This window comes from Aeromonas sp. R5-1 (assembly GCF_040908265.1).
GTDB lineage: Bacteria > Pseudomonadota > Gammaproteobacteria > Enterobacterales > Aeromonadaceae > Aeromonas > Aeromonas caviae.
On record NZ_JBFODJ010000006.1, the window covers coordinates 25383 to 49411 of the forward strand.

At 62.1% G+C, this 24029-nt stretch carries 23 protein-coding genes; 10 read left to right on the plus strand and 13 right to left on the minus strand.

The window, feature by feature from the left end; translation table 11 throughout:
- Positions 1-211 precede the first annotated feature (211 nt).
- Both AB5Y64_RS00635 and tatA read right to left on the minus strand, forming a co-directional pair.
- The gene (locus tag AB5Y64_RS00635) at positions 212-514 is read right to left on the minus strand and encodes a DUF406 family protein (RefSeq protein WP_368203046.1); all 303 of its coding nucleotides are present in this window, start codon (positions 512-514) and stop codon (positions 212-214) included.
- Positions 515-524: 10 nt separating this feature from the next.
- Positions 525-689, minus strand: coding sequence for a twin-arginine translocase TatA/TatE family subunit (gene tatA / locus AB5Y64_RS00640; protein ID WP_010672592.1), 165 nt, complete (start codon positions 687-689; stop codon positions 525-527).
- A 292-nt stretch (positions 690-981) separates the two neighbouring features.
- On the opposite strand from tatA, the gene AB5Y64_RS00645 reads away from it, so the two are divergent.
- Positions 982-1959 (plus strand): LysR substrate-binding domain-containing protein, encoded by a 978-nt coding sequence (locus AB5Y64_RS00645; RefSeq protein ID WP_010672591.1) that lies wholly within the window; start codon positions 982-984, stop codon positions 1957-1959.
- Positions 1960-2018: 59 nt separating this feature from the next.
- On the opposite strand, the gene AB5Y64_RS00650 is transcribed toward AB5Y64_RS00645, so the two are convergent.
- Together AB5Y64_RS00650 and AB5Y64_RS00655 are read right to left on the minus strand one after the other, a co-directional pair.
- The gene (locus AB5Y64_RS00650) at positions 2019-2618 is read right to left on the minus strand and encodes a YhgN family NAAT transporter (RefSeq protein ID WP_010672590.1); all 600 of its coding nucleotides are present in this window, start codon (positions 2616-2618) and stop codon (positions 2019-2021) included.
- Positions 2619-2719: 101 nt separating this feature from the next.
- A complete protein-coding gene (locus AB5Y64_RS00655; protein ID WP_039040405.1) occupies positions 2720-2965 on the minus strand; it encodes a YecH family metal-binding protein in 246 nt (81 codons plus the stop codon).
- A gap of 208 nt (positions 2966-3173) precedes the next feature.
- Here AB5Y64_RS00655 and AB5Y64_RS00660 point away from each other — a divergent pair, with 208 nt between their 5' ends.
- Entirely contained in the window at positions 3174-4457 is a 1284-nt protein-coding gene (locus tag AB5Y64_RS00660; protein WP_041214291.1) for a dicarboxylate/amino acid:cation symporter, read from the plus strand.
- A 15-nt stretch (positions 4458-4472) separates the two neighbouring features.
- Here AB5Y64_RS00660 and AB5Y64_RS00665 read toward each other — a convergent pair whose 3' ends face one another.
- Together AB5Y64_RS00665 and AB5Y64_RS00670 are read right to left on the minus strand one after the other, a co-directional pair.
- Positions 4473-4787, minus strand: a complete 315-nt coding sequence (locus AB5Y64_RS00665; protein ID WP_010672587.1) for a DUF2007 domain-containing protein — start codon at positions 4785-4787, stop codon at positions 4473-4475.
- Between the two features lie 129 nt (positions 4788-4916).
- Positions 4917-5819, minus strand: a complete 903-nt coding sequence (locus AB5Y64_RS00670; RefSeq protein WP_010672586.1) for a LysR family transcriptional regulator — start codon at positions 5817-5819, stop codon at positions 4917-4919.
- Between the two features lie 97 nt (positions 5820-5916).
- Between AB5Y64_RS00670 and AB5Y64_RS00675 the strand changes: the two genes are divergently transcribed.
- Together AB5Y64_RS00675 and AB5Y64_RS00680 are read left to right on the plus strand one after the other, a co-directional pair.
- Entirely contained in the window at positions 5917-6969 is a 1053-nt protein-coding gene (locus tag AB5Y64_RS00675; protein WP_039040403.1) for an HlyD family secretion protein, read from the plus strand.
- On the plus strand, positions 6969-8522 hold the full coding sequence (locus tag AB5Y64_RS00680) for a DHA2 family efflux MFS transporter permease subunit (RefSeq protein ID WP_041212190.1): 1554 nt from the start codon (positions 6969-6971) through the stop codon (positions 8520-8522). The genes AB5Y64_RS00675 and AB5Y64_RS00680 overlap by 1 nt, the downstream gene beginning before the upstream one ends.
- Positions 8523-8582: 60 nt before the next feature.
- On the opposite strand, the gene AB5Y64_RS00685 is transcribed toward AB5Y64_RS00680, so the two are convergent.
- Positions 8583-9209, minus strand: coding sequence for a lysoplasmalogenase (locus tag AB5Y64_RS00685; RefSeq protein WP_010672583.1), 627 nt, complete (start codon positions 9207-9209; stop codon positions 8583-8585).
- Between the two features lie 172 nt (positions 9210-9381).
- Here AB5Y64_RS00685 and AB5Y64_RS00690 point away from each other — a divergent pair, with 172 nt between their 5' ends.
- Complete coding sequence (locus tag AB5Y64_RS00690) at positions 9382-9540, plus strand: hypothetical protein (RefSeq protein WP_005332188.1); 159 nt, start codon at positions 9382-9384, stop codon at positions 9538-9540.
- A gap of 88 nt (positions 9541-9628) precedes the next feature.
- Here AB5Y64_RS00690 and AB5Y64_RS00695 read toward each other — a convergent pair whose 3' ends face one another.
- The 6 genes from AB5Y64_RS00695 to AB5Y64_RS00720 all read right to left on the minus strand — a co-directional run bounded on the left by AB5Y64_RS00695 (position 9629) and on the right by AB5Y64_RS00720 (position 17864).
- On the minus strand, positions 9629-12193 hold the full coding sequence (locus tag AB5Y64_RS00695) for a TRAP transporter permease (protein WP_368203048.1): 2565 nt from the start codon (positions 12191-12193) through the stop codon (positions 9629-9631).
- Positions 12194-12280: 87 nt separating this feature from the next.
- Positions 12281-13252 (minus strand): TAXI family TRAP transporter solute-binding subunit, encoded by a 972-nt coding sequence (locus tag AB5Y64_RS00700; RefSeq protein WP_045523000.1) that lies wholly within the window; start codon positions 13250-13252, stop codon positions 12281-12283.
- Between the two features lie 547 nt (positions 13253-13799).
- Positions 13800-15965, minus strand: a complete 2166-nt coding sequence (locus tag AB5Y64_RS00705) for a S9 family peptidase (RefSeq protein WP_161470117.1) — start codon at positions 15963-15965, stop codon at positions 13800-13802.
- A gap of 288 nt (positions 15966-16253) precedes the next feature.
- Positions 16254-16685 carry a DUF411 domain-containing protein gene (locus AB5Y64_RS00710; RefSeq protein WP_010672577.1) on the minus strand — a complete coding sequence of 144 codons (432 nt, stop codon included), beginning with the start codon at positions 16683-16685 and terminating at the stop codon, positions 16254-16256.
- Between the two features lie 45 nt (positions 16686-16730).
- On the minus strand, positions 16731-17054 hold the full coding sequence (locus AB5Y64_RS00715) for a hypothetical protein (protein WP_069652338.1): 324 nt from the start codon (positions 17052-17054) through the stop codon (positions 16731-16733).
- Between the two features lie 87 nt (positions 17055-17141).
- Entirely contained in the window at positions 17142-17864 is a 723-nt protein-coding gene (locus AB5Y64_RS00720) for an SDR family oxidoreductase (RefSeq protein WP_368203051.1), read from the minus strand.
- 140 nt (positions 17865-18004) lie between these two features.
- On the opposite strand from AB5Y64_RS00720, the gene AB5Y64_RS00725 reads away from it, so the two are divergent.
- From AB5Y64_RS00725 to AB5Y64_RS00745, 5 genes are all read left to right on the plus strand, one after another.
- Positions 18005-18847, plus strand: coding sequence for a LysR family transcriptional regulator (locus AB5Y64_RS00725; protein ID WP_041212185.1), 843 nt, complete (start codon positions 18005-18007; stop codon positions 18845-18847).
- Positions 18848-18906: 59 nt separating this feature from the next.
- Entirely contained in the window at positions 18907-19506 is a 600-nt protein-coding gene (locus AB5Y64_RS00730; RefSeq protein WP_041212184.1) for an NAD(P)H-dependent oxidoreductase, read from the plus strand.
- A gap of 70 nt (positions 19507-19576) precedes the next feature.
- On the plus strand, positions 19577-21433 hold the full coding sequence (locus tag AB5Y64_RS00735; RefSeq protein ID WP_010672573.1) for a monovalent cation:proton antiporter-2 (CPA2) family protein: 1857 nt from the start codon (positions 19577-19579) through the stop codon (positions 21431-21433).
- Positions 21430-21816, plus strand: coding sequence for a SirB2 family protein (locus tag AB5Y64_RS00740; protein WP_039040394.1), 387 nt, complete (start codon positions 21430-21432; stop codon positions 21814-21816). The genes AB5Y64_RS00735 and AB5Y64_RS00740 overlap by 4 nt, the downstream gene beginning before the upstream one ends.
- Positions 21817-22090: 274 nt before the next feature.
- Positions 22091-23077, plus strand: a complete 987-nt coding sequence (locus AB5Y64_RS00745; RefSeq protein WP_029313511.1) for a YafY family protein — start codon at positions 22091-22093, stop codon at positions 23075-23077.
- Positions 23078-24029 lie beyond the last annotated feature (952 nt).

Below are 24029 nucleotides of genomic sequence, written 5' to 3' on the forward strand. Positions count from 1 at the left end.
TAACCACCTCGCTGTGGGCCGGTGCGCACCGTCGGGTCTGTCAGAGAAGGCGCCTGCGCCAAGTCATGGGCGTCGCGGGATCTTCTGCCGATCGGCGCATGCCGGACGGAAAACGGATCGTCCGTGGGATAACTCACTATACAACGCAAAGGGAGGGAAAAAGCGAGGGGCAGAGCAAGACGGCAGGCAAGCCTGCCGTGTCATCACGATCTCAGAGAGAGCGGGCGCGCATCTCGAAGATCAGCTTCTCGGCGGTGCAGGTGAATTGCAGGCGGGCCTTCAGGATCACGCCATCCGGGCCCCGGCTCAGCTCGCTGCTGCTTTTGGCTTCGGCAGTGACCTGCTTGGCCAGCACCTCGTAAGCCGCAAATTTCTCGCGGGCGTCGGCTTCTGCAGCAGCCTCGATCACCAGTTCCATGACGTCGTCACCTTCGCCGATGATGGTGCCAATTTCGGCGAAACAGCCGCAACTGTCACAGGTCTCGTTCAGTTCCACTTTCTCGTCTACAGACATACGTTCACTCCTACTTATTCCGGATATTGTCATCGTCGCGCAAGGCGTTGCGAAAATCCCTGATGGCAGTGCCCAGATCCTCACCGGCGCCAGCCAGGCGTTTGCTGCCAAACACCACGACGACGACCACGAGCAGGATCAGCAGATGCCAGATATGAATGCCACCCAGTCCCATAGGGAGACTCCTGACTGTTAGATACCTGGAGGTTGTATCAAAAGAAAGCGTATCGATTGTTGGGCAAAATCAAGGCAGGTGCAAGTTGGCGAAAAAATCGCGCAAAAACGGCGACGAGGCGCAAAAAAATACGGCGACCATGGGCCGCCGTATGAGTCGGTGCTACTTGTCCCCTCAACCGCTACATCCTGTACCAGCCGCCACCAGGGCGAGAGACCCGTCGAGCATAGGATCGCCAAGATATGAAAACAAATGGTATATATTCATCTAGGAATTGAAGAGGATTCATATCATGTTGCTGGAACAGCTTGCACGCATAGACCTTAATTTGTTGATAATCCTGCAAGTCTTGCTGGAAGAGCGCAACGGCAGCCGGGCTGCACGCCGTTTGCACCTGAGCCAGTCCGCCGTCAGCAAGGCCCTCGGACGGTTGCGGGAGACCTTTGACGATCCCCTGTTCGTGCGCTCGGCCTACGGGATGGATCCCACTCCCCGCGCCCTGGATCTCCAGCAGCAACTACAACCCATACTGCTCTCCCTGGACAACCTGATCCAGCCGCCGGACTTCGATCCCGCCAGCACGGAGCGGGAGTTCGTCATTGCCAGCATGGACAGCGCCTTCACCCTGTTTGCCCCCCTCTACCTGAGCGAACTGAAGCGTCAGGCTCCTGGCATCCGCCTGCGCTACGAGGAGTGGACCGAGCACAGCCTGACCGAGATGAGCCAGGGCCAGGTGGATATCGCCTTCACGGTGCGGGAGAACTGCATCAATTCGGATTTTCGCCTCGACACCCTGCCCAACGCCATCTGCCAGCGGTTGCTCACCATCGACGATCTCACCTGCCTGGTGCAGCGGGATCACCCTGCCTTGCAGGAGCCCGAGTGGGATCTCGCCCGTTACCTCGCCTACCCCCACGTGCAGACCTACTGCGAGGGGCGGGATCGCTGGATGCTGGATCACAAGCTGGCGGAGCAGGATCTCTATCGCCGGATCGAGGCGACCGTGCCCTCCTTCGAGGCGGCCCTGCGCATGGGCATGCACTCGGACATGATAGTGACCCTCTCCCGCCTCTATGCCCGCCACGCGACCCAGGTCTATCCCCTGGTGCCGCTGCCGCTGCCCATCGCCCTGGACAGCATCTCTCACCTGCTCATCTGGCATCAGCGCCACGAGGAGGATCCGGGCCATCGCTGGCTGCGGGAGACCCTGCTCGCCCTCATCATGGGCAAGCTGGAAACCTCGGCGGACGGCCCGGCCGCTGCCGCCTGACGCGCAAAAAAACGGGGCTCAAGAAGCCCCGTTTCACGTTGACATCAGCATTCGCCCCGTCAGTTCTGACCCGTCACCGCCAGATAGTGGTGTACCCCGTCCAGCAGCATCTGCACCGAGATCATCACCAGCAGCATGCCCATCAGCCGCTCCACCGCGGTGAGTCCTCGCTCACCCAGCAGCTTGTTGAACAGCTCGTAGAACATCAGGATCACGGCGCTGGCCCCCCAGGCCATCAGCAGGGCCAATGACCAGTCCACCATCCGGGTCGGCTCCTGGTTGGCCAGAAGCAGCAGGGAAGCCAGGATGGAGGGGCCCGCAATCATGGGGATGGCCATGGGCACCAGGAAGGGCTCCTCCCCCGCCGCCAGCCCGGTCACGCCACCGGGGCTCGGGAAGATCATCTTGATGGCGATGAGGAAGAGGATGATGCCCCCCGCGATGCTGACCGCCTCCTGACGCAGGTTGAGGAAGCTCAGGATCTGCTGACCGGCGAACAGGAAGCCCATCATGATCACCAGTGAAAACAACAGCTCCCGCAGCATTACCTTGCGTCGACGCTTGGGGTCGACATGGCGCAGGATGGAGAGGAAGACCGGCAGGTTGCCCAGCGGATCCATGATCAGAAACAGCATGACGGCAGCGGAAAATGTGTCCATAGAGCGCCCGGGCAGAACCTTTCAACAAGAGGGGAAGGAGGGCGAAATATAACAAAGGTGGCGGGATTCGGCGAGCGCCCCACCGCGCTCGCCACTGGCGATCATCCGTGGTTGCAGATCTTGTCAGCGCGGGTCTGGAACCCTGACTCCGAGTCGATGAACTTGCCGCGCCTGGCCAGGAAGTCGATCAGGGCGTCAGCGTCCATCTCGCTGGCGCTGCAGGTGTGGAACCGGGCCTCGGCACCGAAGCGCGAGGCGATCGCCGCCCTGAGGCTGGCCCGGGTAAACGGACTCTCCTGCTCCAGCATCATCTCCATCACTTCGTGACCGTGTATCGATTGGGACATCTCGAACCTCTTTAATCATCATGTCAGATGACAATTAAAGCCGGAAGCCCGGAGAGGGTTCTTGATATAGGCCAACAAAACGCCTTTTTTAACGCCAGCGGGCTGGTCGTGAGCGCCGCTTTGTCGATAATGTGGCAACCTGACGGGGGGATGGCTACACTGTCGCCCCTTTTTGCCACCGCAGACAGAAAATAAGGACATTGGCGTCATGCTGTTCCATGGATTGGTCTTCAAACCCTGGCGGATCTGGACCCGTCGCCCGCTCTGGTTGAAGACCCTGCTCGGCATGCTGACCGGGATAGGTCTGGGGCTCTGCTTCAGCGAGCAGGCCCTGCTGCTCAAGCCCATCGGCGTCCTGTTCGTCAACACCATCCAGATGCTGATGGTGCCCCTCATCTTCTGTTCCGTCCTGGCAGGCCTCACTGCCCTGCTCAAGGGCAAGCGGCTCGACCGCATCGCCGGCAAGGCCATCGGCTTCTATCTCTGCTCCACCGCCGTCGCCATCTGCATCGGCCTGATGATGGGCTGGCTGCTGGAACCGGGCATGGGCGCCAATATGGGTCCTTATGAACGGGGCGCCATGGCGCAGCAACCTACCCTGGCCAGCGTGCTGAGCCACCTGGTGCCGCGCAACCCGGTGCAGGCCATGGGCGATGGCAAGATATTGCAGGTGATCGTGTTCGCCGTGGCCCTCGCTCTCGCCCTCAACGCCACCGGGCGACGCGGCCGCCCCGCCATCCTGTTCTTTACCTCTCTGGCGGAGGGAATGTTCAAGCTGACCCAGATGGTGATGGCCCTGGCCCCCTATGGCGTCTGCGCCCTGATGGCCTGGATGACCGGCAAGTACGGCGTCAGCCTGCTGTTGCCGCTGCTCAAGGTGATCGGCGCCGTCTACCTCGGCTGCCTGCTTCACGTGCTCGGCGTCTACAGCAGCCTGCTGCTCCTGATGGCGCGCCTCAACCCGTTGCACTACTTCAAGAGCATCGTCGATGCCCAGGCGGTGGCCTTCACCAGCAGTTCAAGCAGCAGCACCCTGCCCATCAGCCTGGCCTGCGCCGAACGCAGGCTCGGGGTCTCCCCCGCCATCACCGCCAAGGTGCTGCCCATCGGCGCCACCATCAACATGGATGGCACAGCCCTCTATCAGGGGGTCACCGCCCTGTTCGTGGCCCAGGCCTTCGGGGTGGATCTGCATCTGGTGGACTACCTGACCATCATCAGCATCGTCACACTGGCCAGCATCGGCACGGCGGGCACACCCGGTACCGGGCTGATGCTGCTGACCCTGACCCTCACTGCCGTGGGACTGCCGCTGGAAGGGGTGGCGCTCATCGCCGGCATAGACCGGATCCTCGACATGGCGCGCACCACGGTCAACGTCTCCGGCGACATCCTGGTCTCCGTGCTCATCGCCCGCAGCGAGAAGGAGCTGGATCTCGCTACCTACCACGATGCCCATGCGGGGGATGACATCGACTTCACCCTGCGCTGAGGGCGCGAGGGGCGTTCAATGATCCTGGGGATCGTGATGGCAGCGCCAGCAGATATCGAAGTTGGCGCCGTTCTCCTCCCCGCACTGGCCGCACAGCCAGCCGTTGCCCTGGCGCTGCTGGTAGCGCTCGATGATCCGGCCCGCCCGCTGACGATCCCGCTCGTTCACCATCAGGGTCACTTGCAGCAGATCCACCGGCAGCTCCCCGAGCGCGCCGGAGAGCCCTTCGCCGCTGAGGCGCACCCTGACTCCCTCTACCTCCAAGGCCCCTTTCAGGGCATGCGCCTCCAGGGAGTGAGAGGCGCGATACAAGTTAATCCACTGATCCATACGTTGTCCTCGAAACCCTTGCCAGTGCCGTCATCACCAGCACTACAATCATTCCAGGGCGAGCATCTTCCGGGAGTGCGATGCCCGATACAGATTCATCCACCGCTCCATACGTTGTCCTCGAAACCCTTACAGCAGCTTGTCGATGCCATAAGCCGGGCCGTTGGCCACCAGAAAATCGATGAATGCCCTCAGCTTGCGCGGCATCAGGCGCCGCTCGGGAAACAGCAGGTAGATGGGTACCCTGGGTTGCTGCCACTCCGGCAGCAAGGAGACCAGCGTCCCGTTCGCCAGCTCATCATGGCACAGCATGGCAGGCAGGGAAGCCAGCCCCAGCCCCGCCTTCGCCGCCTCCCTGGCACAGGTGATGTTGTTGACCTGGAAGCGGGACGGGGGATCCACCAGCACTTCGCGATCATCCAGCTCGAAACACCAGTGCGAGGCGAGGAACCCCGTGCTGACCGCGATCCGCTCGTGATGCACCAGATCGGCGGGCCTCTGGATCACCGGGTGGCGCGCCAGATAGTCCGGGCTGGCGCACAGCAGCCGCTCGGTGCTCCAGAGACGCCGCGCCGCCAGGTTGGAGTCGCTCATGTCGCCGACCCGCACGATGGCATCCAGCCCCTCGCTGATGGGATCCACGATGCGGTTGGTCAGCTCCAGCTCCACCTTCATGCCCGGATAGGCTTGCAGGAAGTTCGCCACCAGCCTGCCCACCACCAGCTGTCCCGTCTCGATGGGCACCGCCAGCTTGAGGGTCCCCGTCACCTCCTGCTGGCTGGCACTGAGCATCAGCTCGGCCTGGGCCAGCTCCTCCACCGCCTTGCTGCAGCGTAGATAATATTGTTCACCGGCTTCCGTCAGGGTGAGCTGCCGGGTGGAGCGATAGAGCAGCCGCGCGCCGAGACGCTGCTCCAGCTCGGCGATGCGGCGGCTCACCGTCGCCTTGGTCATGCCCAGCTCCTGGGCAGCGGCGGTAAAGGAGCCCTTGTCGACGATACGAACGAGGATTAAGGCAGCATTCAGGTCCATTGTTTCACCAGTGAAACTGTATATCTCATGAATGGATACTAATCGAAACAGTTGCACGATGTTAGCCTGCCCGCCACAGTTCAGGAAAACCAATATCATGAGTCAACACAAGAAGATCCCCCTGCTGGCCGCCCTGGTGCTGGCCCTGCTCGGCCTGCTGTTTGCCGGTTACTGGTATCTGCATGGCCGCTACTTCGAGAGCACCGACAACGCCTACCTGCAAAGCGAGGTGACCGGCATCGGTTCCAAGCTCTCCGGCTACATCAGCGAAGTACTGGTGACCGACAACCAGGCGGTGAAGGCCGGCCAGCTCATCGCCCGGCTCGACGACCGCGAATACAGGACCAAGGTGGCGGAGGCCGAGGCCGATCTGCACCTCAACCAGGCGACGGCGGATAACCTCGCCGCCACCCGTATCCAGCAGTTGAGCCTCATCCGCCAGGCCGAGGCAAAAGTCAGCTCGGCCAATGCCGAGCAGGTCCGGGCCCAGCAGCAGGTGCGCCGGGTCAGCCAGCTCAATGAGCGTCACTACAGCTCCCAGGACAGCCTGGACGAGGTGCGTGCCGGCTTGCAGGTCAACCAGGCCCAGGCACTGGAGGCCAAGGCAGCCTTGCAGGCCGCCCGCGAACGGCTGCTGGTGCTGGATGCCGAAGCCAAGCAGAACCAGGCCAGGCTGGCTTTGAGCGAGGCCCAGCTTGAACAAGCCAGGCTGGAACTCGGCTACACCGAGCTGCGAGCACCGGCCGACGGCATCATCGGCAAGCGCAGCCTGCGGGAAGGGCTCTACGTCCAGTCCGGTATGCAGGTGGCCAGCCTGGTGCCCCTGAGCCAGGTGTGGGTCGAGGCCAACTTCAAGGAGACCCAGTTGCAGCACATGCAGCCGGGCCAGAAGGTGGAGGTGATCCTGGATGCCTATCCGGATCAACCGGTCGAGGGGATCATCGACAGCCTCTCTCCGGCCACCGGCGCCAAGTTCGCCCTGCTGCCGCCGGAGAACGCCACCGGCAACTTCACCAAAATCGTGCAGCGGGTACCGGTCAAGATCCGCATCCCGGATCCGGGCGCCCTGGCGGGCAAGCTGCTGCCCGGCCTCTCCACCGAGGTGATCGTCGACACCCGCACCCCTGATCCCGTGGTGGCCGCCCACTGATGGACGCCATACCACGCCGCAACTGGATCGCGGTCATGGGGGGCCTCATCGGCGCCTTCATGGCCATCCTCGACATCCAGATCACCAACGCCTCCCTGAAAGACATTCAGGGGGCGCTCTCTGCCACCCTGAGCGAGAGCTCCTGGATCTCCACCTCCTATCTGGTGGCGGAGATGATCGCCATTCCGCTGAGCGGCTGGCTGAGCCGGGGACTGAGCGTGCGGCGCTACCTGCTGTGGACCACGGGCGCCTTCATCGTCGCCTCCGTGCTCTGCTCGTTCAGCTGGAACCTCACCAGCATGATCGTCTTTCGGGCGCTGCAGGGCTTTACCGGCGGGGCCCTGATCCCCATGGCCTTCTCCCTCATCGTCAGCCTGCTGCCGCTGCACAAGCGGGCCACCGGCATGGCGCTGTTCGGCCTGTGCGCCACCTTCGCCCCCGCCATCGGCCCGACCCTGGGGGGCTGGCTGACGGAGCAGATGTCCTGGCACTACATCTTCTATCTGAACGTGCCGCCCGGCCTGCTGGTGATGGCCATGCTGGCCCACGGACTGGACAGGAAGCCGGTGGACTGGGAGGTGATCAAGCGGGTGGATCTCATCGGTATCCTCACCATGGCGGTGGGTCTCGGCCTGTTGGAAGTGGTGCTGGAAGAGGGCAACCGGGAGGACTGGTTCGGCTCGAGCTTCATCGTGCGGCTCACCGTCATCTCGGTGGTGGCCCTGGTGTTCTTCGTCATCAGCCAGTTGCTGCGCCGCCACCCCCTGGTCAACCTGCGGCTGCTGCACAACCCGCGCTTCGCCCTGGCCTGCTTCGCCTACCTGGTGCTCGGCATGGGGTTGATGGGGTCCATCTATGTGCTGCCCCTCTACATGACCCAGATCCACAACTACAACGCCCTGGAAATCGGTGAGGTGCTGATGTGGATGGGGCTGCCCCAGTTGCTGGTGCTCCCCCTGGTGCCCAAGCTGACCCACAAGATAGATCCGCGCTATCTGGTGAGCTTCGGCTTTCTGGTCTTCGCCATCAGCTGCTTCATGAACGTGAACATGAACGCCGACTACGCCGGGCCCCAGCTGATCCAGTCCCTCATCGTGCGGGCCCTGGGGCAGCCCTTCATCATGGTGCCCCTCTCCCTGGTGGCGACCGCCAGCCTGACGCCGGACGAGATCCCCTCTTCCTCGACCCTGCTCAACGTACTGCGCAACCTGGGGGGCGCCTTCGGCATCGCCATCATCGCCACCCTGATCGACAACGACACCCGGACTCATGTCAGCCAGATCGGCAGCACCCTGGCCGCCACCAGCATCGAGGGGCAGGCCTATCTGATGCAGCTGGCCCAGAACATGATGGCCCAGGGAGCCGGGCCGGAGCAGGCCCAGTTGCAGGCCCGGGCCATGCTGTCGAACACCATCAGCCGCGAGGCGGCCATCATGGCCTACAACCAGGTGTTCTACGTGATGGGTATCTTCCTGCTCGTCGCCAGCGCCCTGATGCTGCTGCTCAAGCAGCCGGCCCCGAGGGACCCTGACGCAGAACCGGTCGAGGCGTGAAAGGTGGGGATCACATAGCAAAACGGGCCAGAAGGCCCGTTTTTCATGGCTGCCCGCCAGTCAGCCCGCCAGGGAGGCGGCGATCAGGAACTGGGCCGCGAAGTAGCTGCTCATGATCCAGGCCGTGGCATGGGGGAAGGGGCGGCGGAATCTGTCCAGCGCCAGCATGCTGTCGGAGAAGAGGAACATCAGCGCCCCCACCAGGGCGGCGGCGCTGCCGGCAGTGAGAGAGGCATGCCAGGCACCGGCAGCCACCCAGGCCATGGCGATGATTACCAGCATGTAGCAGAAGACGGGGATCCTCATCTCGCCGAGCTGGCCCCACAGGAGCCCGAACACCATGCCGGCCACCAGCAACAGCAGCAGGCCGTCCACCAGCTTGAGCACCAGGGGCCCCTGGGCGAAACCGACGATGTAGCAGAGGTGAGCGACAAAAAATGCCGCCAGCCCCTGGATGAAGCGATCCCGTGGCAGCATCAGCAGCACGTCCCCCGCCAGCGACAGGCAGAGACCGAGCAGGATCCAGGCGTGGGAGCCGTTGTGATCGTCGCTCTGGTAGCCAAACGCCAGGGCGATGATGAACAGCATGGTCAGGGGTTTGCTGATGTAGAACTGACGGGAGTCTGAGCCGTAAGCCGCGCGGATGTGCCACCAGCCCGATGCGATGATCAAGAAACTCAATAACATGCCCTGCTCCTCACCGGCTGCTCGCCCTGGGGCGGCAACCTCTTTAGTGCCCGCAAGAGTAGCAAATTCCCCCGGCCAGTGGCAGAGGCTGAAGCAGATGGCACCCTACACCTAAAGTCTAATTGCCCCCATCTCCGCCCTCGGGCATAAGAGACAGCTCTGGAGGATCACCATGGAAGACGCTATGACCAACTACCTGCCCGCTATCGACATCATGATGTGCCATCTTGGCATCAGCTTTGAACAGGCCTGCGAGCAGCTTGGCCTCAGCCCGCAGGAGCAGCAGACCCTCGACCAACTGCAAAAACAGAAGCAGACCCAGTCCAACTGATGCCCTGGACTGATGGTCCGAAGCGGCCGGCATCACAGCCCAGCATAAAAAACGGCGCCCGAAGGCGCCGTTTTTTATTGGGTGATGATCAGGGTCGAGCGACCCGGCGGCGTTGCAGCCAGACCACGGCCCCGAACAGCAGGAAGCCCGGCAGCCACATCAGCTCCTTGGGCCAGCGCTCGGTGGGCGCCTTGACGCTCAGGATCTGCTGATCCATCTCCAGCCCCAGATCGGCGGCCTGGCTGCCGAAGGTGACGGTGTCGATCAGGATCTTGCCGTCCTGCTCATAGGTCTGGATCCCCAGCTTGGCCAGACGGTCCTCACCACTGACGCCCGAAGGCACCGGCAGCAGCACGGTGAAGCGGCGCAACTTGCCCACCGCATCTTCCCCTTCCATGCGCAGGCGCAGGGTGCTCTCGGCCTCCACCTGCCCCATGGTCTGGGCCAGCTCGGCCGGCGCGGCGTCGCGATACGGATCGTGCAGCATGTCCATCCAGAAGCCGGGACGGAACAGGGTGAAGGCCACCAGCAGCAGCAACACGCTCTCGTACCAGCGGCTCTTCACCAGGAAGAAGCCCTGGGTGGCGGCAGCGAAGATCAGCATGGCGATGGTGGCCACGATGAAGATCAGCACGCCGTGGGCAAAGTCCACGTTGATGAGCAGCAGATCGGTGTTGAAGATGAACAGGAACGGCAGCGCCGCGGTACGCAGGCTGTAGTAGAACGCCGTGATCCCGGTCTTGATGGGGTCGCCCTTGGAGACGGCGGCCGCGGCGAACGAGGCCAGCCCCACCGGCGGGGTCACGTCCGCCATGATGCCGAAGTAGAAGACGAACAGGTGCACCGCGATGAGCGGCACGATGAGGCCGTTCTGCTGACCCAGGGTGACGATCACCGGCGCCAGCAGGCTCGATACCACGATGTAGTTGGCGGTGGTCGGCAGCCCCATGCCGAGGATGAGGCTCAGCAGCGCGGTGAGGATCAGCATGAGCAGCAGGTTGCCCATGGAGAGGAACTCCACCAGATCCGCCAGTACCAGGCCGACGCCGGTCTGGGAGACGGCCCCGACGATGATGCCGGCAGTGGCGGTGGCAATGCCGATGCCGATCATGTTGCGGGCACCGGCAATCAGCCCCTCGCGCAGGTCCACCACGCCATCGGTGAAGGAGCCGTAGTCGTGCTTGCCGTCGGTGCGCAGCCAGTTCAGCAGCGGACGCTGGGTCAGCAGGATGATGATGAGCATCACCGAACCCCAGAAGGCCGACAGGCCGGGGGAGAGGCGCTCCACCATCAGACACCACACCAGCACCACCACGGGCAGCAGGAAGTGCAGGCCGGAGAGCAGCACGGCGCGGGTCTCGGGCAGTTCGTCCAGTGGCTTGTCCGGGTCTTCCGCCGGCAGCGGTGCGTTGCTCGCGGCGATCTTCAGCAGTCCCAGGTAGGCGACGGCCAGCAGCACGCTGATCCCCGGCAGGGCATAGTCACCCAGCACCGGCTTGAGCCAGCCCAGACCGTAGTAGACCGCCATGGAGAGGCCGCTGATGAGGGCGGCACCGAAGGCGAAGCCGGTCAGACGACGCAGCCAGGGGCGCGGCTGACGGTTGCCGATGGGCTGCATCCCGAGCTTGAGCGCCTCGAGGTGCACGATGTAGAGGAGGGCGATGTAGGAGATGGCCGCCGGCAGGAAGGCGTGCTTGATAATGTCGACGTAGGGAATGCCGACGTACTCCACCATCAGGAAGGCGGCGGCGCCCATGACCGGGGGCATGATCTGGCCGTTGACCGAGGAGGCCACTTCCACCGCGCCGGCCTTCTCCTTGGAGAAGCCGACCCGTTTCATCATGGGAATGGTGAAGGTGCCCGTGGTCACCACGTTGGCGATGGAGGAGCCGGAGATGACGCCGGTCAGGGCCGAGGCCACCACGGCCGCCTTGGCCGGGCCGCCGCGCAGGTGGCCGAGCAGGCTGAAGGCGAGCTGGATGAAGTAGTGGCCGGCACCGGCGCGCTCGAGCAGGGCGCCAAACAACACGAACAGGAAGACGAAGCTGGTGGAGACCCCGAGGGCGATGCCGAACACCCCTTCGGTGGTGATCCACTGGTGGTTGGCCAGCGCATGCAGGCTCACCCCGCGGTGGGCCAGCAGGGAGGGCATCCAGGGACCGGCCAGGCTGTAAGCCAGGAAGACGATGGCGATCACCGCCAGGGCCGGGCCGAGGGCACGGCGGGCGGCTTCCAGCAGCAGCGGAATGCCGATACAGGCGACCACGAAGTCCATGGTGGTCAGGTTGCCGGGGCGCTGGGCCAGCTGTTCATACATGATGAACAGGTAGCTGGCGACGGCGGCGCCGATGAGGCCAAGGGCGATGTCACCGAGCGGCACGCGGTCGCGCGGCGAGCTGCGCATGGCCGGGAACACCAGATAGGCGAGCAGGATGGCGAAAGCCAGGTGAATCGAGCGTGTTTCAGTGTCGTTGAGAACACCGATGCCGAGAGAGAACGGCAGCGGCGAAGCGATCCAGAGCTGGAACAGGGACCAGATCAGCGCAAGACATGCGATGATCCAGCTCATGGGGCCGACGGGCAGCCTGGCGCCGACGTCCTGGGCGATCAGCTCCTCGGCCGAGAGCGCCTCTTGTTGTTGTGTTTGCTGCATAGTGTGACTCTGTAGGTACTGCAATAAATGAGACTCGCTCCCCCGAAGGAGGAGCGAGTCCGGGGCACATCCGAAGACGCAGCCGGATTACATCCAGCCACGTTCCTTGTAGTAACGCACAGCGCCTTCATGCAGCGGAGCGGAGAGACCCACCTTGATCATGTCGGCTTCCTTCAGATCCGCGAAGGCCGGGTGCAGGCGCTTGAAACGGTCCAGGTTGTCGAACACGGACTTGACCAGCTGGTAGACCACTTCCGGGTCAGCCTTGGCGCTGGTGGAGAGTACCGCCTTGCCACCGATGGACGGGGTCGGGTTCGGACTGCCCTTGTAGAGACCACCCGGGATCTCGGCCTTGCTGTAGTAGCTCTTCTCGGCCAGCAGCTTGTCGATTTCGGGGCCGGTGACCGGCACCAGCACGGTGTCCGTGGTGGTGGAGGCTTCCTGGATGGCGCCGTTCGGGTGGCCGACGAAGTAGCTCATGGCATCGATGTTGTTGTCACCCAGGGCAGAGGCCTGCTCGGCGGGTTTCAGTTCGGAAACCAGGCTGAAGGCGGATTTGTCCCAGCCCTTCACGGCCATGATCTCTTCAAAGGTGTCACGCTGACCGGAACCCGGGTTGCCGATGTTGACGCGCTTGCCCTTCAGGTCGTCGAAGCTGGCTACCTTGGCGTCCTTGCGGGCCAGGATGGTGAACACTTCGCTCTGCAGGGAGAAGACGGCGCGGATGTCATCCATCGGACCTTCGGCCTTGAACGGCTCGACGCCCTTCATCGCCTTGTACTGGTGGTCGGACTGCATGATGCCGAAGTTGAATTCGCCGGAGCGGATGCCGTTGACGTTGGCAACACCGCCGCCACTGGCCGGGGCGTTGCACTTGATCTGGTGATCGGCGGCGCCGCGGTTGAGGAAGCGGCAGATGGACTGGCCCGCCACGTAGTAGACGCCGGTCTGACCGCCGGTGCCTATGGTCACGAAGCGCTCCTGCGCTTGCACCGGACCACCAAACGACACACCGACCAGAGCCGCCGACAAGGCGCACGCCAAGGATAATCCTTTCATGTTCTTCATCCTTTTCATTGATTTATTTCACCCGTTTCCCGGGAGAATATGAGACAGACCCGCACCAAGACTGGGTTCGCCTATACGACCTCGTACGAGGAAATGGTCGAGCAGCACGCGCCCTTCCAGAAGCCACCATCATCCTGCGGTGAGATAATCAGCGTCATGCCGATCGGAGGTGATCTGACCAGAAACGGGTCAGTTCAAAAGCATTAACGCTCCGATTAAGCACATAACACCAACATAAATCAAACAAAACAGCAAAATGGCGGATTTAAATAGCGAGAAGTTTGAAGCGGATCATTCATTTCTCAAGGGCAGATTAATTACATGAACTATCAAAGGGAAGCAATAAAAAGCACGCCCAGATTCTTTCGCAACCCTTGACTGGCAAGGATTAGAAACCTGGTCCGTTATATTGCGAAGTGCTTACTGAACAGCATAAACACGACGTTAATGACGCTTTTGTCGCCAAGATGCAAAAACCCCGATCCGGGGCTGCCGGAACGGGGTTTGGTAACAAGCTGATTTCATTTGGGCCCGGCCATCACGCCTTGCTGCCGGCCAGCTCCAGAATGAAGGCGAACTCCAGGGCGATGTCCTCATAGGCCTTGAAACGGCCCGACTTGCCGCCATGACCGGCCTCCATGTCGGTACTGAGCAGCAACTGGTTGTCGTCAGTCTTCAACTCACGCAGCTTGGCCACCCACTTGGCCGGCTCCCAGTATTGCACCTGGGAGTCGTGCAACCCCGTGGTCACCAGCAGATTCGGGTAGGCCTGGGCCTTGACCTGATCGTAGGGGCTGTAGGCCTTCATGTAGTCGTAGTAGCGCTTCTTGTTCGGGTTGCCCCACTCGTCATACTCCCCTGTGGTGAGGGGAATGGACTCGTCCAGCATGGTGGTGACCACGTCGACGAAGGGCACCTGGGCCACCACGCCGCGATAGAGCTGGGGCGCCTGGTTGATGACGGCCCCCATCAGCAGGCCGCCGGCGCTGCCTCCCATGGCATAGACCTGATCCCTGGCGCCGTAGCCTTGCGCCACCAACGCCTCGGTCACGTCGATGAAGTCGTTGAAGGTGTTCTGCTTCTTGAGCAGCTTGCCCTCTTCATACCAGGTGCGGCCCAGCTCCTCGCCACCCCGGATATGGGCGATGGCGTAGACGAAGCCCCGGTCCAGCAGGCTCAGGCGTGAGCTGCTGAAGTCCGGGTCCATGCTGGCGCCGTAGGAGCCATAGCCGTAGACCAGCAGGGGATTGGTGCCTGCACCACCCCCTGCCTTCTTGAACTTGTCCTTGCGATAGACCAGCGACACCGGCACGGCCACGCCGTCACGGGCGGTGATCCAGAGCCGCTCACTGGCATATTGCGCAGGCACGAAGCCCGCCACCGGCTGCTGCTTGAGCAGAGTCCGCTTGCCGCTGTCCATGTCGAGCTCATAGGTGGAGGACGGCGTGGTCATGGAGGAGTAGCCATAGCGCAGGGCGCTGGTGTCCGGCTCCGGGTTGTAGGCAAGCCAGGTGACATAGGCGGGATCGTCGAAGGCGATCTCCTTCTGTTCGCCGCTCTGCCAGTTGACCTGACGCAACCGGGTCAACCCCTGGCTGCGCTCCTCCAGCACCAGCCAGTCCCTGAACAGGGCATAGCTCTCCAGCAGCACGTCCGGATTGGGGGCGATCACCGCCTTCCAGCGATCCACCGGGCTCTCCTTGGTCTCATAGAGGCCGAAGTTCTTGCCGTCCTTGTTGGAGCGCACATAGAAGCGGCCGCGGTAGTGATCCAGGCTGTATTCGTGATCCACCTGACGGGGCAGGAACAGGCGTGGCGTCTGGCCCGGCACATTGGCATCAATGAGGCGCGCCTCGCTGGTGGTGGTGCTGGAGAGGGAGATGACGATGAAATCTTCCGAGGTGGTGGCGTAGAGGCTCACATAGAAGGAGTCGTCCTTCTCCTCGTAGACCAGGGTATCCTTCGCGGGATCCGTGCCCAGCTCGTGGCGATAGACCTGGTAGGGCAGCAGAGTCTTGGGGTGCTTGCGCACGTAGAAGACCGTCTTGCTGTCGTTGGCCCACACCAGGTTGCCGGAGGTGTTCTCGAGGGTGTCGGCAGCCCAGGCGCCGCTCTCCAGATCGAGGAACTGGATCCTGTATTGACGGCGGGAGAGATAATCTTCCGCCACCGCCAGCCAGCGGTTGTTGCGGCTCACCTCGAGCGCCCCGAGGGCATAGAACTCGTGGCCTTCGGCGCGCTGGTTGCCATCCAGCAGCAGGGAGGAGGCCCCGTCCCCTTCCACCTTGCTGCGGGAGTAGATGGCGTACTCCTTGCCCGGCTCGTAACGGGTCTGATAGCGGTAGCCGTTCTTCACATAGGGGACAGACTCGTCCTGCTGGGGAATGCGGGCCACCATCTCCTTGTAGAGCTGCTCGCGCAGCGGCTTGATCGGTGCGAGCATGGCCTCGGTGTAGGCATTCTCGGCCTTGAGATAGTCCAGCACCTCGGGCTTCTGCCGCTCGTCGTCACGCAGCCAGTAGTAGTTGTCGACGCGCGTGTCCCCGTGTTTTTTCAGGGTATGGGGGTGCTTGGCAGCCACCGGGGGGACAATGACAGGCTGGGTGGAAGTATCGCTTGTAGGCATGGCGGACTCTTCGTTGGCATGGGAACAGGGCGCAGCAAGCAGGCAAGCCAGCAGCAACCCCCGGGAAAAGGTGAACATGTCGCATCCTTTGCGCTGTCACAGGGCCGCCCCTCCCGCTGGTGCTGCACGCATCCAGACGGCACACCGGCAGGCAGTGGGAAAAGCGTCCCTGAGAAAATAAAAATTGGCGATCAATCTGCCCCTTGTCGCCCGGGGTTGCAAGGGCTCCCCGGACATTCCCCCCCAAATCGACGAAAAAGGGCCGCCATCTCGCGATGGCGGCCCTCCTCCCTGACCGTGGGCGACACGGGTTCGCTCAGGTGTGCCTCACATGATGGAAGTGTGTCTGCTCACGGTCAGCATCCATCAGCCGGGGTAGCTCGACCAGACTTTGGTCGCGCCCTCGTCACTGATGCTCAGCACCTGATAGGGCTGACCCGGAATATCCATGCCCGGCGCACTCTGGGGCATCCCCGGAATGGTCAGACCGCGGATCGCCGGTTTTTCCTTGAGCAGCTTCTGCACGTCGGCAGCGGGCACATGCCCCTCCACCACATAGCCGTTCACCACCCCGGTGTGGCAGGAGGCCAGCTGCGGGGTGATGCCATGCTGCTGCTTGATCGGGTCAAGCTGCTCGGTTTCCACGACCTTGACCTCAAAGCCGTTCTCTTCCATGTGCTTGATCCAGGTCTTGCAGCAACCGCAATACTGGGACTTGTAGACGGTCATCTGCCCGGTTGCCAGAGCAGAAAAACTGACGGTACCGGCCAGCACGGCCAGTAACAGGGACTTGTACATATCTCACCTCGGTTAAGAAGAAATGCCCGGAAAGGGAAACTCGACTCAGCCGTGGTGACGGGGCGGACGCTCGAGACGCTTCAGGGGCGCCTCCGGCATGAACAGAGAGGGAGAGAGGTATGTCGGCCTGTCGGGCTCAAGCCGGGCAACCGTCAGGCTGTCGTTGGTGAGCACCGTCATGGCGAGCGCCGAGGTGAAGCTGCCGCAGGGCATGGCTTTTTCCAGGGTACGCTCGCTCTGGCTGCAATGGGGCGTCAGGGTACAGAGATCGGTGGCCGCACGGCTGCCAAACGACATCAGCACCAGCACCAGACTCCACAGTGGGAGCCAGCGGCGGGCGCGAGCGAGTTGGCGACGGGTCAGGACCATGAGACGACTCAATGACGAAAGAGGGCCTATGGTAACCCTTGGCCCAGGGGGAGGGTCAACCCCTCCCCCTCTTCCGGTCAGCCGCCATCAAGGTTGCTGACGGGTGGCCGCCAGCACGATCTCGCGCACGCAGACATTGGCCGGCTGGCTCCATGCATAGAGCACGGCGTCGGCGATCACCTCGGGTGCAATGACGCCTCCCATCTGGTCCTTCCAGTCGTGATAGCCCGCCTTGATGCTCTCGTCCGTGGTGTGGCTGAGCAGCTCGGTCTCCACCGCGCCCGGAGCGATGGTCACCATCCGCACGCCCACATCGGCCACCTCTTCCCGGATATTCTCGGTCAGGGCGTGGACGGCGAACTTGGTGGCGCAGTAAGCGGCATGGTTCGGGAAGGTCTTGCGACCGGCGATGGAGCTGATGTTGATGATGGTGCCGCTGCGGCGGGCCTTCATGCCGGCCAGTACCGCATGCACGCCATTCAGAACCCCCATCACGTTGATGTTGAGCATCTGCTGCCACTCGGCGGGATCCTGCACGTCGGCCTGTCCCAGCAGCATGACGCCGGCATTGTTGACCAGACATCCCACCGGGCCGAATTGCACCTCCGCCTGCGCCACGGCGGTCTTCATGGCGGTGGTGTCGGTGACATCGACCCCGATGCAGAGGGTATCGGGCAGGTTCAGCGCCTGCATGGGCTCGACCCGGCGGGCCAGCAACAGCAGCGGATGGCCGGCGGCGGAGAAGGCGCGGGCAATGGCGGCACCGATCCCGGCGGACGCGCCGGTGATCACCACGAGGGACTTGGACATGGAGTTTTCCTTCTGATGCGTTGAAATGGGCGTCAAACAAGGGCTGGCCAGCACGGGACCCAGTCACTATAGTCGCTACATCCATCGGCGATAAATATAGTTTTCCGCTGGTTATCATCTGAATTAACTATGGTGTCCCCATGCTGGACCTGAGATTGCTGCGCTTCTTCATCGCCATCTATGAAGAGAAGAACATCACGGCGGCGGCAGCCCGCTGCCACGTGAGCCAACCCTCCCTCTCCGCCGGCCTTCGCCAGCTCGAAGAGAGCCTGGGGGACAGCCTCTTCATCCGGGGCAAGAAGGGGGTGGAAGCGAAGGATCCGGCCCACTATCTCTATCCCCACGCCGTCAAGCTGGTGGAAGAGGCGCGTCGCCTGCCGACCCTGTTTCGCCAGAAGGCGACGCGTGCGAGACTCAACATGGCCATCATGCCCGACCTCAGCCGCCGTCGGCTGGCGGGATTGCTTCGGCGGGTGCAGGGGGTGCTGCCCGAGCTGGATCTCACCCTCTCCGATTACGGCACCCCGGCCGACTGCCGGCTGACCCTGGATGCCCTGCGCCGGGAGGACGAGATCTTCCTGCCGCTCTGGGAAGAGGAGTACGTGCTGTGCGTTCCCAGGGGACACCCTCTTGCGGGCAGGGCGCGTATCGAGCTGGCTGAGTTGCAACACCATGATTTCATTGAGTGTCCCCCCTGCGAAGCCCATCAGCAAACCATAGGCCTGCTGGCCTGTGACCGGCTCACCCTCAATCTGGTGGCCAAGGCCGAGAGCAAGGGGCTGGTGATGGCGCTGGTGCTGGCCGGAGTGGGCATCAGCTTCCTGCCCGACGGGCTGGTGGAGGACGAAGCGGGCCTGTGCACCCTGCCCGTGAGCGGCCCCCGGATGTTCCGCCGCATCGGCCTCTGCTACCCCGCCCACCAGACCCTGAATCCGGCGCTGCGCGCACTGATCCCGGAACTGGCGGGCCAGGGAGCTTCTTGATAACGTTTCAGCTCACAGTCTGTCGCATGTGCCGGCAGCAGACCCTCTTCAGGAATCCCATGAAACGCATTCTGGTCATCTTTTCACACCCGGCGCTGCAGAGTTCCCGGGCCAACAAACAACTGCTGCACGCCATCGAGGGGCTGGAGGGGATCACCCTGCACGATCTCTGCCAGCGCTATCCGGACATGTTCATCAACGTGAAACGGGAACAGGCCCTGCTGGCGGAGCACGACATCATCGTCTTCCAGCACCCCTTCTACTGGTACTCCTGCCCGGCCATCATGAAAGAGTGGATGGACCTGGTGCTGGAGTACGGCTATGCCTACGGCCCCGAGGCCCATGCCCTCAACGGCAAGCAGTGGCTCAGCGCCATCACCACGGGGGGCGGCCCCGAATCCTACTGCCGCGCCGGCTACAACCAGCGCCCGCTGCTCGACTTCCTGCTCCCCTTCCAGCAGACCGCACAGCTGTGCGGCATGCGCTGGCTGCCCCCTTTCGTGCTGCACTCCTTCCACAAGCTCGAGGATCCCGAGGCGCTGCGCCGCTGTGGCCAGGACTATCGCCAACTACTGTGCGCCCTGCGTGACGAGCAGCTGACCCCGGCCCAGCTGGCCGAGAGCCCCTATCTGCGAGATCTGCTGGGGGTACTCCCATGACACACACTCGATCCGGGCGCAGGCCCGGCCAGCCCTCACCGGCATTCATCATGTTAAGGAGGAGCCGCTGATGGGACATGGATTGCTGTTTGACGCCCTGATCTACCTCTCGGCGGCGGTGATCGCCGTCCCGCTGGCCAAGCGGTGGGGGCTGGGCTCCGTCCTTGGCTACCTGCTGGCGGGGATCATCATAGGTCCCTTCCTGCTTGGTCTGGTGGGCGAGCAGAAAGACGTGATGCACTTCGCCGAGTTCGGGGTGGTGCTGATGCTGTTTCTGGTCGGTCTGGAGCTGCGCCCGGCCCTGTTGTGGCAACTGAAAGGGCCCATCCTCGGCACCGGTGGTCTGCAGGTGCTGCTCACCAGTGTCGCCCTGACCGGGGTGGGTTATCTTTTGGGTCTGCCCTGGCAGCAGGGGCTCGCCATCGGTCTCATTCTTGCGCTCTCCTCCACCGCCATCGTGCTGCAGAGCCTGCAGGAGCGCAAACTGATGCAGAGCGAGAGCGGCCGCTCCGCGTTTGCGGTGTTGCTGTTCCAGGACATCGCCGTCATCCCCATCCTGGCGATCCTGCCGCTGCTGGCCATCGCGCCGGTCGCCAGCAGCGGCAGCTCAGAGCTGGCAGGCTGGCAGCACGGCCTGCTGGTGGTGGCCGCCATCGCCGGCATCGTGCTGGGTGGTCATTACCTGATGCGGCCGGTGTTTCGCGCCATCGCCCAGTCCCACATGCGGGAGATCTTCGTCGCTGCCGCCCTGCTGCTGGTGATCGCCATCGCCGTGCTGATGGAATCCGTCGGCCTCTCCCCCGCCCTCGGCTCCTTCCTCGCCGGCGTGGTGCTGGCGGACAGCGAATACCGCCACGAGCTGGAAGCAGACATAGAGCCGTTCAAGGGGCTGCTGCTCGGCCTCTTCTTCATGTCGGTGGGTGCCGGCATCGACTTCAGCCTCTTTGCCGCCCATCCCCTGTTGATCCCGGCACTGGTGATCGGTCTGATGGTGCTCAAGTGGCTGGTGCTGATGGGGCTCGGCTTTGTCATTCGCCTCTCCCCGAACCAGCGCTGGACCTTCGCCCTGGCCCTGGCCCAGGGCGGGGAGTTCGCCTTCGTGTTGTTCTCGTTCGCCGCCCAGAACAAGGTACTGCCGGGCAGCACCATCTCACTGCTGACTCTGGTCGTCGCCCTCTCCATGGCGCTGACACCGCTGCTGCTTATCCTCAACGATCGGGTGATCCAGCCCTGGTTCGACTACCGCAACCAGAGCGACACCCCCGAACACGAACAGCCCGAGCTGGTGGAACACCCGGTCATCATCGCCGGCTTCGGTCGCTTCGGTCAGATAGTGGGGCGCCTGCTCCACGGCCATGGTATTGGCACCACCATCCTGGAGCAGGATGCCAGCCAGATAGAGATGCTGAGAAAGTACGGCTACCAGGTGTTTTATGGGGATGCCAGCCGACTCGACCTGCTGCACGCGGCCGGCGCCCACAAGGCCAAACTGCTGGTGCTCTCCCTCAATGACCCGGCCACCTCCCTCGAAGTGATCGAGATGGTGAAAAAGCACTTCCCGCACCTCAGAATACTGGCCCGTGCCCAGGACAGACCCCATGCCCACGAGATCCTGCGCCACGGGATAGACAGCGTGCACCGCGAAACCCTGGGGTCGGCCGTGGATCTTGGGGTAGAAGCACTCACCCTCTTGGGATTCAGGGCCAATCAGGCCTGGCGTGCGGGGCAGATGTTCAAGCAGTATGACAACCGGCTGCTGCGGGAACAGGTCAACTACCTGGACGACGAGCACACCTATATCAACAAGAGCCTGCAATACCGCGACATCCTCTCCGACCTGCTGCAAGACGATCAGGAAGGACAGGAGCGTACCCACGCCCATCAATGGAACAGCGGTCTGCCCGACAACGACAAGGAAGCAACATGATTGCCTATTACCCCATGCTCAAACACCTTCACATGACCCTGGCCCTGGTCAGCCTGCTGCTCTTCCTCTACCGCTGGAGCCTGGCGCTGGCGGGCAGCGGGCGGCTGCAACAGAAATGGCTGAAGGTGCTGCCCCACATCAACGACACCTTCCTGCTGCTGTTTGGTGTGCTGCTGGCGGTGACCCTGCAGATGAGCCCTGGCCAGCAGCCCTGGTTGATGGCCAAGCTGATTGCCCTGGTGATCTACATCGGCCTGGGCGTCATGGCGCTCAAGCGTCCTGCCCGCGGCCAGAAGCTGGTGGCCGGAGTGGCCGCTCTCGCAGTATTCGGCTACATGGTGGGCGCAGCCATCACCAAATCAGCCTGGTCCTGGCTGGCATAACGACGTGTCGAGGTGGGGGCCCGTCCCCCACCTCCCCCTCCTTACTGCTTCCATTTCCTTCCTGTCACCCTGGTCGCGAGCATCCTCGCAAGACTTGTTTTCAATAAAAAAAGGCTCAAACAACCCCTTTTCATTGCTATTTTGTTTTATTTATCAATGCCTTGTTTCTTCATGTATGAAAATGGCGACAGTTGTCGCAGCAAAACTTGCGACATAGACTGTCGCAGGCCATGGCTAGGATACACTCAACGCTAAACCAGTGAAGGCATGCACCATGAGTAAGAAGCTGTTACGACAACTGACCTTGGCGCGTTGCATCCCGCACCGCCCTTACAAGCTGACCGCCAGCCAACTCCAGGTAAAACTGGAAGAGGAAGGCATTCACGTCAGTCTCCGTACCGTGCAACGGGACCTGGAAGAGATGTCCGGCATGGGACTGTTCGACCTCACCTCCGATGAGCGCAGCAAGCCTCATGGCTGGTGCTTCGAGCGCCATGGTCTCAATGACTTTGCCAACATCATGCCGCTCTCGCTGGCAGTGGCCCTGAAAACCTGGAGCGACCAGGCAAGCCAACTGTTGCCGGCAAGCGTGCTGACCGAATTGAACCCGCTGATCGACAAGGCTGGTCAGGTGATCCGCGACAGCCAGAGCGAACTGGCCGAGCGCTGGCTGGAGAGCGTGCACCAGTCACCTCGCCCCTTCGCCGGCAATCCGGAGATCCGCCGCAGCACCCTGATCCGCGACGCCCTCTGGCGTGGCCGCAAGTTCAGCGCCGAGATCCAGCGTGTCATCAAGGAGCGTACTGTCTGGCTCTGCTATGACCGCATCAATCCCCTCGGCATCCTGAACCAGCCCGATGGCCCCATCCTGCTCTGTACCCTCTCCGAGCTGGATCCCAAGGTCTACGGCATTCCGTTCGATCACATCAAGAACGTGGAGTTGACCAACTTCAGCGCGACCCAGCCGAAGGACTTCAATATCCAGAAGCTAATCCGCGACCAGGGTTATCAGGACGTCAGCGGTCCGATCCGCTTCGTCGGGCGCATCGATGCCAACTGCCCGACCCTGATCGATGGACAAATCCCGGGACATAACCCGCGTATGACCCGTTACGACAAGCGCAGCGTGGTGGTGGAGACCGAAGTGCAAGATACGCCCGAGTTCCGCTCCTGGCTGAACAACATGAGCGGCAACCTGGAGGTACTTGCACCCGAATCACTGCGCAAGGCCTACCCGACTCCTGGGACAAGGGTCAGCTAAAGAAACCAGCAGACAATACAAAGCCGAGATTTATCTCGGCTTTTGTCTACTTTTAAAGCATAAGTATTCAATTAATTTTGAACTCTTACACCCCTGATTGAAGCGGCTGCACCATCGTTTTCCTACCGATTTCTGCTTGTAAGAGATCTGCCATTCCCCCTGTAAGACCCCTCAGTGTTGAACCGTACGTGAAGCCATCCCGCACTGGGTATGCTTTCCATGGAAACTATCTAAGTAACTGATAAACGTAGATAATATTCCACACAAGCCCATTTCTGCACCGGATGTCACGGAATCCAAGCCGAATGCACACCTTGTTCGAGCCCGTAATTGCCTTAGTATGGGTCTCACAAGGACGAGCTGATTCGGCAGGATGCAGAAACAGCGCATAAACAAGGAATAGCCTGCAGGATGTGGGCAAGGAACACCTCGGGATGGGGTTGATAGCCAGGATGGTTATCACAAGGATCGACAGGACAACCGCAGGATGCGGTAGTTGGATACCTCAGGATGAGGTTGAGTGGCACGGATTGTCGCTCATCAAGGATGAAAGGACACCGCAAGACGCGGTCAGGAACAGCTTCAAGATGAAGCGTGATAGCCAGGATGGTTATCAGTCAGGATGACGCAGGAACACCACGGGATGTGGTAATGGACACCTCCAGGAAGGAGAGGGTGAAGCAATCAGGACAGATTGCCAGGCTAGGAAGGCCACAGGACACCCCAACGGATTGGGAAGGGGAATTTCCAAAGGAAAGGATAGCGTCAAGGATTGCAGGGAGCATGGCAGTTCAGGGAATGGACGAAATGACTTGAGGGGACAGCATCTGCTGTCCCCTTTTCTTTTGTGCACCCCATGTGCATATTCCGGCCGATCATGAACACCAATTCCGATTCAACGTGAACACCATTTCCGGACCAATGTGAACGCTCATTCCGGTTCAACCTGAAC